Genomic DNA, 12904 nt, shown 5'->3' with positions numbered 1-12904 from the left:
TTCGGATTGTAATAATACCAAAAATGTAAAATATACATGTTAATTGTAAAGGTGGGAATATTCATTGTCAAGGCTTAGTCCTAATGGCTTTTTGAAATATTTAGAATAGGACATCATTTTATGATCCATAGGCTAAAATCTTTATCAATTTATGACTATATTATTGTAACTAAATTCCATTTTGTAAAAAAAGAGCAAAACCATAAATAGCTTTGCTCTTTTACATTAATCAATTAGTTCAAATTGTTCATCATCGTCTGTTTCAGTTACAAATTTTTCACCGTCTAAACCATAATGTTCACGGATTTGTGTTTGAATCTGGAGACGAATATCAGGGTTTTCCTTTAAGTACAACTTTGCATTTTCACGGCCTTGACCAATTCTAATATCGTTATAGGAATACCATGAACCGCTCTTTTGAACGATATCTAATTCGGAGCCTAGATCAACAATCTCGCCTTCCTTAGAAATCCCTTCGCCATACATAATATCTACTTCTGCTGTACGGAAAGGCGGAGCAACCTTATTCTTTACGATTTTTATTTTGGTTTTATTCCCGACAATGTCAGTTCCTTGCTTCAACGCTTCCGCACGGCGCACTTCTAGACGGACTGTTGAATAAAACTTTAATGCACGACCACCAGGTGTAGTTTCAGGATTCCCGAACATAACGCCAATTTTTTCACGGATTTGGTTAATAAAGATAGCGATTGTCTTAGATTTGTTGATGGCACCCGATAGTTTACGAAGTGCCTGTGACATTAGACGTGCTTGTAAACCAACGTGAGAATCTCCCATTTCCCCTTCAATTTCCGCTTTTGGAACCAATGCGGCTACAGAGTCAACGATAAGAATATCAATGGCACCGCTTCGTACTAATGCTTCCGCGATTTCAAGTGCTTGTTCACCCGTATCAGGTTGTGATAATAATAGCTCATCAATGTTAACACCCAATTTTTGGGCATATGCTGGGTCAAGCGCATGTTCAGCATCAATAAATGCGGCTTGTCCGCCATTTGCTTGAACCTCAGCAATTGCATGTAAAGCAACCGTTGTTTTACCAGAGCTTTCAGGACCATACACTTCAATAATACGGCCTCTAGGATATCCACCCACTCCAAGCGCTGCATCAAGTGCTAATGAGCCACTTGGACTCGTTAAAATCTTCGTGTCCGTTTTTTCTCCCATCTTCATAATGGAACCTTTACCGAATTGCTTTTCTATTTGCTTTAACGCCATTTCTAAGGCCGCTTTACGATCATTACTCACGAATCATTTCCTCCCTTATATATAAACACATGCTAATTGCTATAATCTATTAAATTAATTCCTATTAATAATATAACCGCTTTTCGAATATTTGTCGAGTAAAAAAACGAACATTCATTCGTTTATTTTCAAAGCAACTTTGATGTAATTTTAGGTAATTCTCTATCCTTTTTGTATTTTTTTGCAACTTTGGCAGGCAGATAAAATTAGTTTCATCCACTGTCTGATTTTTCTGATATCCTAATCTATTCAAAAAAAGTCACAGAATACTATTTAGTATTCTGTGACTCTTTTAACGATTGAAGGAGAAAATGGCATCCATATTTTACGGCGCGCCCCCGGTTGGCTTCTCTGGTACCGCCAAGGATAAGTTTTTCAACAATGGTTGGCTTTCCTTTTATTGCAATCCCAATAAATACAGTACCAACTGGCTTGCCCTCAACCTCTTCAGGACCGGCTACACCAGTAAAACTAATCCCAATATCCGTTTTAAATAATTGAGATACATTCTCAGCCAATTCCTTAGCACATTGTTCACTTACCGCACCATGTGTTTCAAGCGTTCCTTGCCGCACTTTTAAAATCTCTTGTTTTACTTGATTTGAATAGCAGACAACTCCACCTTTGAACACGGAACTTGCACCTGAAATGGCGGTCAGCCCCTGTTGGAACAGTCCACCGGTTAAACTTTCAGCCGCAGTAATTGTAAGTTTTCGTGTCTGTAAGGTCTTCATTACTTCTTCCAAAAGAGAAGTTTGATCATATCCATAAAAAAATGAACCTAGACGCTGATTAATGGTATTTTCTAGATTATCGAGCAGTGACTGTGCTATTTTTCCGTCTACATGCTTTGCAGTCAGCCTCAATGTAACCTCCCCATCCCCAGCGAGCGGAGCGATCGTTGGATTGCTCTGAACATCAATTAAATCCATAATCTCAGTTTCCAAGGCGGCTTCACCAATTCCAAAAAACCTTAACACCCTTGAAACAATTACCTCTTTGGCTAGGTTTGCTTTAGATAGTGCCTGACACCCATATTGACTAAACATCGGTTCAAGTTCCTTAGGCGGGCCCGGAAGCAGCATATAGGTGTGGCCCTTAGCTTCAACAACCATTCCTGGAGCCATTCCATGATCATTTGGAAGAATATGTGCCCCGCTTAATACAAGTGCTTGTTTTCGGTTATTTTCTGTCATTACGCGATTTGTCCGTTTAAAGTACAATTCTATCGAAGTTAACGCATCCTCATCGGTGACAAGTTCTTTTCCAAGATGGCGAGCAATTGTTTCCTTCGTTAAATCATCCTTTGTTGGCCCAAGGCCACCGGTAAAGATAATAAGATTTGCACGCTTCTCAGCTATTTCAATTGCCGATTCTAATCTATCAGGATTATCACCAACTACCGTATGAAAAAAGACATTAATCCCAAGATCCGCCAATTGCTGGGACAAAAATCGTGCATTCGTATTCACAATTTGACCGAGCAATAACTCTGAACCAACTGCAATAATCTCAGCATTCATCGTAATCAACATCCTTTTCTTCTATCTAGGTAAAGCTTACTTTGAATTTTTAAGGACATGACTATTTTTTGCAAAATAATCCCATCCAGACCAAATCGTAAAAATTAATGCTACCCACAATGAAACGATATCAAAACGAAATGGAATCATTGCAAACAAAATATTATGTAATAAAAGTGCTGAAATGGCGACAATTTGCGCCCATGTTTTAATTTTTCCAAGCATGTTAGCCGCAACAACTTCTCCTTCTCCTGCAAGTAAGAGACGTAATCCCGTTACCGCAAACTCCCTGCTAATAATAATAATCACGATCCATGAAGGTGCATAAACATCATTCAATTCAACGAGAACAATCAATGCAGCCGAGACCAATAATTTGTCAGCAAGCGGGTCGAGAAATTTCCCCATATTAGTCACTAGGTTATACTTTCGGGCATAATGTCCATCAACCCAGTCAGTTGATGAGGCTAAAATGAAAATCAATGCACCGACAAAATGGGTCACTGGAAGGTCTGTCCCAAGCAGATGCATATCGCCCCATTCAAAAGGTGCAAGCATAATAATCAAGAATATTGGAATTAATAATATTCTTGATACAGTGATTCTATTCGGAATATTCATAGTTTTCCTCCGTTTTATTATTAAAAGCGAAAAATAGTCATCAACTGATGACTATTCGTTTTTCAGAACATATTGGATCGTTATGTTCTGAACATTTGCAGTCGCTGGCACTGCATACTCGAGCTTTTGATCATTAACATAGATATCTGTATCAGCTGCATTTCCCACTCGAATAACAGCCGTGCTTTCTGCTGATAAATCCTCAGTTTGACTTTCAATACCGCCAGTTTTTAATAATCCTTGGAAAAAGGATTTCCCTTTTCCATTTTTAATACTAACCCAAGTCTGCCCTTTAGAAACCAACTTCACAACAAACTTGTCTGCATTTTTTAATTCATAGGTCGAATTCCTGCCACTGCTTTGAACAGCTGTAATTTCTTGTTTTGGTGTTTCATCTACAGTTGTTTGCTGCTCTTTCTGCTCTGTATTATCTTTCTTTTCTTCAGTGTCGTCCTTCTTATTCTCTACTACTTTTCCTTTTTCAAGATTCTCCGATTTCACAATTTTAACCGGTTCATTTTCCTTATTAATTGATTCATTCGTATTATCACCCGCATGTTTATATACAAAATAATATAACAGGCTGGCAACTCCAATTACAAAAACACCGATTAAAACCTTAGGTAATATATCAAAAATTTTAGAATTGCTTTCTGAAATCGATTTATGTGTTTTCACTCTGGACAATTGCTGTGGCAATTCGTCATTTAAGCTTGCAGGAATTTCACCTTTATAGGTTTCAAAAATTTCATCAGGATCAAGACTTAGTGCCTCTGCATACTGCTTAATAAATGCCCGAACATAAAAATTCCCGGGCATGCTCGCATAATTCCCTTCTTCAATACCAATTAAATACCGCTTTTGAATTTTCGTCATGGATTGTAAATCGTCCAAGCTTAATCCTTTAGCTAATCGGGCTTCTTTTAGTCGATTCCCTAATTCAGTCAACTGTTAACACCTTCCAATTTATTAAGGCTAATTTTAAGAAAAGAGCCTTTATTAAAAATCAAAATCTCCAAAATCAGATCCGGAGAACATATTATGCTGATCAACGACCTCATATGTAATCTCTTCTTCCGCGTCATTCCTAAGCTCAATAATGTAATCAAAATCATCGAGTGTATATTCTGAGTTTTGAACAAAAATATCAGGATGCTCGATGACTTTTACGGACGGAAGTCGCATGATTTCACGGACAAGCTGCCAATGACGTTCATTAGCACGTCTGGTGGAAACAATTCCATCCAGAATAAATAGATTGTTTTCGTTATATTCATCTTCAATTAATTGATTACGGATTGTTTGTTTTAACAAAGTGGAAGACACAAATAACCAGCGTTTATTTGCACAAACACTTGCAGCCACCAATGATTCTGTTTTTCCTACTCGAGGCATTCCGCGAATACCAATCAACTTATGGCCTTCCTGCTTAAATAATTCTGCCATAAAATCAACTAATAAGCCAAGTTCATCCCTTACAAAACGGAAGGTTTTTTTATCGTCCGCATCTCTTTGAATATAACGTCCGTGTCTTACCGCGAGCCTGTCACGCAGTTTTGGTTCTCTAAGTTTAATTAGTTTTATTGTGTCCATCGTATGTAAAATTGACTCAAGTCGTTTAATTTGGTCATCATCTTTTGCTAAAATGAGTAATCCGCGTCGTCCTTCATCCACACCATTTATTGTAACAATGTTAATAGAGAGCATTCCTAATAAAGATGAAATATCTCCTAACAGGCCTGGTCGGTTTTTCTGAATCTCATATTCTAAATACCATTCTTTTTTCAAGTAATAAACCTCCTCAAAAGAAGTTTCGACATTTTTTTTACAATTTCTTTTCTAACCCCTATAATAAATGATTTTGGTTGAAGATGAAAGTAAAAACAAAGATATTCCGTTCGTTAACGAAGATTCCTCCAAGAATGCATACAAAAAGAGAGGAGAAAGTCCTCCTCTCTTTTAACGACCGCCGTTATTTTGAATCAATTTTACCATGATATTTGCAATTGCCTGTTGTTCTTCTTTATCTGCAACTGACCAAAGATCAGCAAGAATTCTTTCCTGTTCGTTTTTTGGCTCTACTTGGTTTGATAAATAATCACCTATTTGAAAAGCAAGGTTACTAATGGCTCCATCGCTCATACCTTCATTTTGTGCATGATGAAGACGATCGGCTAAGAAGTCCTCCCATTGTTTCCAGTTATCTAAAACAGACATGGATATTTCCCTCCTTTAAATTTGTACAAGATTATTTTGTGACGAAGTGGAGGGAACTATGCATTGATTACTTTTGAATTTTTAAGTATACCAACCTCCATTTATTGCAAGGATTTGTCCTGTCATGTAGGATGAATCTTCGGAAAGCAAATATGCTACACTTCTCGCTATTTCTTCCGGCTGCCCCATTCTGCCCATTGGTATTTCATAAGAAAGCTGATCCACTTCTTCTGATGTAAAACCTTCCATCATTGGTGTCAAGATAGCACCCGGGGCAATGGCATTTACTCGAATTCCATTCATGGCAACTTCTTTACTTAATGACTTAACAAAAGCAATTTGCGCACCCTTAGCCGTAGAATATGCCACTTCACAAGCCGCTCCAGTTTGCCCCCAAATCGAGGTTATCATCACAATATTTCCGTTTCCTTTAGCAAGTAATTTCGGAAGAAGCTCTTTTGTCAGCATTAATGGCGTTAACACATGAACATTTAATAATGCTTCTACTTCAGATTGTTGTAAATCAACTAGAAGCCCATATTGACTTTGACCCCCACAATGGATAATCGCATCTAGAGAAAATATTTCTGAATAGACCTTTTTATATCCACTTGGATCAGCTAAATTTGCTTGAATTGGAATATACTCCCCACCGAAGGACTCCAGTTTTTTGATTAATTCCTTAATTGCTTGTTTATTTTTATGGTAATGCAGATACAAATGATAGCCTTTTTCTGCTAGGTTGTACGCAATCGCTTGGCCGATTCCACCACTTGCTCCCGTAATTAATGCATATTTCATTTTGTTCCCACTCTCTTTAATTGAAACTTTTACAAAGAAAAAGCGCCGGGTTTACGACGCTTTCATGTATTTATTTTTTCTTCGGAATCACTTGACACACTGAAAACCGTTCTTCTGAAATGACTTCTGATGCCAGCATTTTAACATCGTTTAATGTGATTTTTTCAAGTGTTGGAACCACATCAAACAAATTCATATCATTAAACGCGTAGCGCGTAAATTGATTAGCGATATATTCTGGAGAGTTTACCGCCCGTAAGAATGCACCAATCTTTTTCTTTTTCGCTCTTTCTAGTTGCTCCCCATTAAATACAGTTTGATTTTTAGCATCAAGCAGCATCTTTTGAAGAGTTTCTGCTAATTTATCAGGTTCTCCAGTGTCCCCGCCAATCATTGCAAACCCAAAGCCTTGTTCTTGGGTATAATCGAAAGAAAAAGTTTCATCAATTAGTCCTTCATTGTAGAGTTGATTGTAATTTTCCGAACTTTTCCCAAACAATAAATCCAATAAGACATTCATGGTTAATTCATTTTTCAGCATTTCATTTCCGCTTTGATCGACATGAAGTGCTTTAATTCCAAGTAAACATTTTGATGTTTGCACATTCATTTCTAGCACTTGTCTTTTTTCAGCTGACTCTGTCGGCTCATTTTCAAATTTACGCTTAATTTCAGGCATATCTTTGTATTCTTTCTTCGCTTGATTTTCTTTTACTTGGTTCATGAAACTGTCTGGATCAACTGGGCCAACAATAAATAATAGCATGTTACTCGGATGATAGAAGGTGTTATAGCATTCATAAAGCCAATCTTTTGTAATATGTGAAATCGATTCAATTGTTCCAGCGATATCAATTTTTACGGGATGATTTTGGTATAGATTTTGAATCAATCCAAAATATAAACGCCAATCCGCATTATCATCGTACATAGTAATTTCCTGCCCAATTATTCCTTTTTCTTTTTCAACTGTTTTTTCTGAAAAATATGGATCCTGAACAAAATCGATGAGGGTTTCCAGATTTTTTTCTACGTCAGACGTGCTTGAAAATAAATAGGCTGTTCGAGTAAAGGAGGTAAACGCATTAGCCGATGCTCCCTGGCGGCTAAATTGTTGAAATACATCTCCATCTTCTTTTTCAAACAGCTTATGCTCTAAAAAGTGAGCAATTCCATCAGGTACTTTGACATACTCTTCTTTTCCTAATGGAACAAATGTATTATCTACAGATCCATACTTTGTGGTAAAGGTAGCAAAGGTTTTGTTAAATCCTTTTTTCGGTAAAATATACACATTTAGACCATTGGCTAGTTTTTCATGGTAAAGTTCTTCCTGAAGCTGGTCAAAACTAATTTTCTCCATTATTTGCCCGCCTCCGTTCCTGTTAAGAAGTAGATGGTATCGATTTCGATTTTTTTGGCGACTGCGATAATTTCTTCTTTTGTTACATTTTGCATTTCTTGCAGCCATGTATCAAGATTAATATTTGCATCGGCCACAACATTATGATAAAGAATTTCAGTCAACCCTCTCGATGTATCTATCGTCTCTAGGATTTGATTCTGGATGACCGCTTTTGTTTGAACGAGTTCTTGATCTGTAAAATCACCATTCCTCATCGCCTCTAATTGATCATGAATAATTCCAACTGCCTGATCATAATTCTTTAAATCAATTCCTGACATAACCATCATTAAGCCTTTATGACTTTCAAGTCGGCTTGCTGCATAATAGGCAAGACTTGCTTTTTCACGTACATTTATAAATAATTTAGAATGCGAGAACCCGCCAAATATGCCATTGAACACTTGCAAGGCAAAATAATCCGAATCACCATAGACGATGTTTGTGCGATAGCCAATGTTTAATTTCCCTTGTTTTACATCTTGCTCCTCTTTCACTTCATTAACTTTTCTATTCAAGGTTACCTTTTCTTGTACTAATTTTTTCGGTGTTCTATCCTCAAAATTTAATAAATCTGATGCAAATTGCTTCACTTCTTCTTCATTAACATCACCGATAATATATAAATCCATTTCATCAGATAAAAAGGCGTTTTGATAATATTCATATAAATTCTCTGGAGTAATGGCATCTACATCGGCAGCATCCCCGTTTACTTCTAAAGCATAGGGTTCCCCCTTACACATTTCTTGAATCAGGCGTACATTCGAGTAGCGCATCTTATCATCAAAAACGGATTGAATCCTTTGTTTTTGTGTCCTCTTTTCTTTTTCTACAGTGCCTGGATCAAAAGCATTACCTTTAAGGTTTGGATTTGTTATTATTTCTGCTAATAATTCAAACCCTTTTCTTAATAATGGACTTGGATCACTTAAGAATTTTTCATTGGCAATTTCGATTGAAAAACTCATGATGTGGTATTCACCTTTTTTAGATAAATCAACAAAAAGTGTCGCTCCATATAGCTCATCAAGATAGGACCGAAGTGCTGTGGTTGAAGAATATTTTGCTGAACTGCTTTGCAATACTTGTGGAAGAAGTGCTCGTTTGGTTACATCTTCTTTTGTAAGCGGGGCTTTCATTTTCCAGATTAAAGTATTCGTTTTATATTTTTCTGTTGGGATCACATGAAGTCTATATCCCTTAAGTTCTGTTATTTTTTCTGTAGCTGTTGCCACATCCATTCCTCCTTAACTGTTCAAAGGGTTCTACATTACAATATGTAAGCATTTTTCTTTATATCATTTCCTTTGAAAGAAAACCTATACTTATTACTATAATTTGGCAGGGTTGGTCAATACAAGCAATATCACTTTTTCTTCCATAAAAAAACCCCTGGCACGATAACCAAGGGTTCTGTATAGTAGATGCATTATCTACTGCCTTTAATATAATGAGTACCAGATGCTTTAGGTGCATCTGCACGACCGATGAAGCCAGTTAAAGCTAATATTGTTAAAACATATGGAGCAATTAACAAGTATACATTCGGAATTTCTTTTAAGAAAGGTAAGCTTGAGCCAATGATACTGATACTTTGGGCAAAACCAAAGAATATTGCAGCACCAAGTGCGCCAAGTGGATGCCATTTACCGAAAATCATTGCCGCTAATGCCATGAAACCTTGACCACTAATCGTGGAGTGGCTGAAGTTAGAGGTAATTGATTGTGCGTATACTCCTCCGCCTAGTCCACCAAGAGCTCCTGAAAGAATAACACCTAAATAACGCATTTTTGTAACATTAATCCCCATTGTATCAGCAGCCATTGGATGTTCACCAACTGAACGGAGGCGAAGTCCAAATGGTGTTTTAAAAACAATGTACCAAACGATAATGGCAACAATGATTGCTAAGAATGAAGTCCAATACGTGTTTTGGAAAAAGATTTTCCCAATAACCGGGATATCTTTTAAAACCGGGATATCAATTTTATTGAATCCTTTGCTGATAATATCTGTTTCACCTTTATCATAGATTAGTTTCACTAGAAACAATGTTAAGCCTGATGCAAGCAAGTTAATAGCAACACCAGAAACAGTATGGTCAGCACGGAATGTAATCGCAGCTACCGCATGCAACAATGAAAATATCGCACCCGCAACCATTGCAACTACGATTGCAATCCAAGGTGTCCAGCTTCCGAACGAATTAACGAAGGTAAGGTTAAACACAATGGCTGTAAATGCACCTATAACCATTAATCCTTCAAGACCAATATTTACAACTCCCGAACGCTCAGAGAAAATACCGCCTAATGCAGTGAAGACAAGTGGAGCTGCCCATAACAATGTGGATGGAACAACAATCATTAATATTTCCATTAAGCTCAACTTACTTCACCTCCTTTTTACTAACTCGGTCAAGAAATATTCTAATAATATAACTTGAAGCAACAAAGAATACAATCAAGGCAATGATGATATCAACTAATTCATTCGGAACACCTGCTTCGAGAGGCATATTCAATGCTCCCACTTTAAGTGCACCAAATAATATGGCTGAGAAAAATACACCTAATGATGTATTCCCACCTAGCAGGGCAACAGCAATCCCATCAAATCCAACACCAGTAAAACCGCCTTTAACGGTGGCGTAGCCGAAAGTTCCTAATCCTTCCATTGATCCTGCTAAACCAGCAAATGCACCAGCAATAACCATAGAGAGGATAATATTTTTATTTACATTCATCCCTGCGTAATGGGCAGCATGTTGGTTAAAACCTACTGATCTTAATTCAAATCCTCTTGTTGTCCGTTCTAATAAGAACCACATAATGAAGCAGGCTAAAATGGCAAGGAGAATCCCCCAGTGAAGTCTTGAATAATCAGTTAAACTCTCTAACCAGGGAGACCGTAATGTGGCAGATTCTTTAATCATATCTGTTTTGTCTTTATTATCTGTAATGATATTTTTTATAAAATAATTAGAAACGTGTAAGGCTACATAATTCATCATAATGGTAACAATTACTTCATGAACGCGAAAACGAGCTTTTAAGAAGCCAGGGATGAACGCCCACAATGCTCCAGCTACCATAGCTGCTATAATAGCTAATGGTAAATGGATAATTTTCGGGAGATCGAAGGCAACTCCTACCCATACTGAGGCTAGCCAGCCAACTAAAAATTGTCCCTCTACTCCGATATTAAACAGGCCGACACGAAAAGCAAATGCTACAGCTAGTCCTGCAAGAATATAAGGAGTAAACTGTCTAATTACTTCTCCTAGATAATAAGAGTCACCAAAAGCCCCGTTCCATAATGCTGTGAATGCTGCGAGTGCATCATAACCGCTGATTATCATAATAATTGTTCCAACAATTATCCCCAATAAAACGGAAATAATAGGTGTTAAGATACTTTTAAAGCTTTTAAGCATTGGCGTGTTCACCCGCTTCCTTTCTATTTGACCCAGCCATCAATAAGCCAAGCTCTTGTTCTGAAGTTTCACTTGGGTTGACTACCGCAACGATTTTCCCCTCATAAATAACAGCAATTCGGTCACTCACGTTTAATATTTCATCCAATTCAAAAGAAATAAGTAAAACAGCTTTACCATTATCACGCTGCTCTATGAGACGCTTATGAATAAATTCAATCGCTCCAACATCTAATCCGCGAGTAGGCTGTGCTGCAATTAATAGATCCGGATTACGGTCAACCTCACGTCCAATAATGGCCTTTTGCTGGTTACCACCAGAAAGAGCGCGAGCCAAGGTGTACTCACTTGGTGTCCTGACATCAAACTCACTAATTAAAGTTCTTGCCTTTTTATAAATCTCTTTAAAATTTAGAATTCCATTTTTTGAATATGGTTTTTTATTATAAGTTTGTAAGACCATGTTTTCACCAATTGGGAAATTTAACACTAGTCCGTGTTTATGGCGGTCCTGAGGAATATGACCAACACCCGCCTCAGTTATTTTTCTAGGAGCATGGTTAATAAGTTCATTTCCATTTAACTTCACGCTGCCACTTTCTGCCTTACGTAAACCAGTAATAGCCTCAATGAATTCTGATTGTCCATTGCCATCAACCCCCGCAATCCCAACAATCTCTCCAGCTTTTACGGTTAGATTAAGACCATTTACAACATTAATACCGCGAGCATCTTTTACTAGTAAGTCTTGAATCTGTAATACATCCTGTTTGGGTTTAGCTTCTGTTTTCTCAGTTTTGAAGACCACTTCACGCCCAACCATTAAGCTTGCAAGTTCATTAGGGTTGGTTTCACTAATATTTACTGTCCCAATTCCTTTACCTTTTCGTATGACGGTACAACGATCGGCAACTTCCATAATCTCTTTTAACTTATGGGTGATTAAAATAATCGACTTTCCTTCTTTTATAAGCGTTTTCATAATCTGCATAAGTTCTTTTATTTCTTGTGGGGTTAGGACGGCTGATGGTTCATCAAAAATGACAATTTCAGCACCTCGGTACAACGTTTTTAAAATCTCTACTCTTTGCTGCATTCCAACCGATATATCGGAAATTTTTGCTTGAGGGTCAACGGCCAAACCATATCGTTCTGAAATTTCACGAACCTCTTTTTCTGCCTTTTTAAGATCAATTCGACCGCCTGTTGTGATTTCTCTGCCGAGGATAATATTTTCTGTTACAGTAAAAGTATCAACAAGCATAAAGTGTTGGTGAACCATTCCGATCCCTAGATCATTAGCAATATTTGGGTTTGAAATATTAACTGGTTTCCCTTTTACCCGAATTTCTCCTTGTTCCGGCTGGTATAAACCAAAAAGTACATTCATTAAAGTGGATTTGCCTGCACCATTTTCACCAAGTAATGCATGAATTTCGCCCTTCTTCAATTGAAGGGTAATGTTGTCATTCGCAACGAAACCGCCAAATTCCTTTCGAATGTTAAGCATTTCAATTACAAAATCCATCTTTCTCACTCCCCGCGTTAAGATAAAAGGAAAATTTGACCAATAGTAGTAAGAGGTCAGACCTTTCAGGATTTTAAAAAAACAGGGATCAACTCCCTAG

At 37.3% G+C, this 12904-nt stretch carries 12 protein-coding genes; all 12 read right to left on the bottom strand.

The features are described from left to right. Positions 1-225 precede the first annotated feature (225 nt). The 12 genes from recA to BR30_RS0119625 all read right to left on the bottom strand — a co-directional run bounded on the left by recA (position 226) and on the right by BR30_RS0119625 (position 12804). Complete coding sequence (recA, locus tag BR30_RS0119680; protein WP_026566502.1) at positions 226-1269, bottom strand: recombinase RecA; 1044 nt, start codon at positions 1267-1269, stop codon at positions 226-228. Between the two features lie 269 nt (positions 1270-1538). Then, positions 1539-2792, bottom strand: coding sequence for a competence/damage-inducible protein A (locus BR30_RS0119675; RefSeq protein ID WP_026566501.1), 1254 nt, complete (start codon positions 2790-2792; stop codon positions 1539-1541). A gap of 36 nt (positions 2793-2828) precedes the next feature. Then, entirely contained in the window at positions 2829-3413 is a 585-nt protein-coding gene (gene pgsA / locus BR30_RS0119670) for a CDP-diacylglycerol--glycerol-3-phosphate 3-phosphatidyltransferase (RefSeq protein ID WP_026566500.1), read from the bottom strand. A gap of 51 nt (positions 3414-3464) precedes the next feature. After that, positions 3465-4361, bottom strand: coding sequence for a helix-turn-helix domain-containing protein (locus BR30_RS0119665; RefSeq protein ID WP_026566499.1), 897 nt, complete (start codon positions 4359-4361; stop codon positions 3465-3467). A gap of 51 nt (positions 4362-4412) precedes the next feature. Continuing rightward, positions 4413-5201: a DUF3388 domain-containing protein gene (locus BR30_RS0119660; protein ID WP_026566498.1), complete on the bottom strand. Its 789-nt coding sequence runs from the start codon at positions 5199-5201 to the stop codon at positions 4413-4415. Between the two features lie 171 nt (positions 5202-5372). Next, entirely contained in the window at positions 5373-5630 is a 258-nt protein-coding gene (locus tag BR30_RS0119655; RefSeq protein WP_026566497.1) for a DUF3243 domain-containing protein, read from the bottom strand. Between the two features lie 81 nt (positions 5631-5711). Further along, a complete protein-coding gene (ymfI, locus tag BR30_RS0119650) occupies positions 5712-6431 on the bottom strand; it encodes an elongation factor P 5-aminopentanone reductase (protein WP_026566496.1) in 720 nt (239 codons plus the stop codon). A 70-nt stretch (positions 6432-6501) separates the two neighbouring features. Beyond that, positions 6502-7794 carry an EF-P 5-aminopentanol modification-associated protein YfmH gene (yfmH, locus tag BR30_RS0119645; protein WP_026566495.1) on the bottom strand — a complete coding sequence of 431 codons (1293 nt, stop codon included), beginning with the start codon at positions 7792-7794 and terminating at the stop codon, positions 6502-6504. Continuing rightward, positions 7794-9074, bottom strand: a complete 1281-nt coding sequence (gene yfmF / locus BR30_RS0119640) for an EF-P 5-aminopentanol modification-associated protein YfmF (protein WP_026566494.1) — start codon at positions 9072-9074, stop codon at positions 7794-7796. Before yfmF ends, yfmH begins: the two co-directional genes overlap by 1 nt. A 194-nt stretch (positions 9075-9268) precedes the next feature. Next, positions 9269-10228 (bottom strand): ABC transporter permease, encoded by a 960-nt coding sequence (locus BR30_RS0119635; protein WP_026566493.1) that lies wholly within the window; start codon positions 10226-10228, stop codon positions 9269-9271. Between the two features lies 1 nt (position 10229). Then, a complete protein-coding gene (locus BR30_RS0119630) occupies positions 10230-11276 on the bottom strand; it encodes an ABC transporter permease (RefSeq protein ID WP_026566492.1) in 1047 nt (348 codons plus the stop codon). Beyond that, positions 11269-12804, bottom strand: coding sequence for an ABC transporter ATP-binding protein (locus tag BR30_RS0119625; RefSeq protein ID WP_026566491.1), 1536 nt, complete (start codon positions 12802-12804; stop codon positions 11269-11271). Before BR30_RS0119625 ends, BR30_RS0119630 begins: the two co-directional genes overlap by 8 nt. Positions 12805-12904 lie beyond the last annotated feature (100 nt).

It is taken from the genome of Bacillus sp. UNC41MFS5 (genome assembly GCF_000686805.1).
The sequence above is the reverse complement of the archived record's forward strand: the minus strand, read 5'-3'. Positions and strand labels throughout refer to the sequence as shown.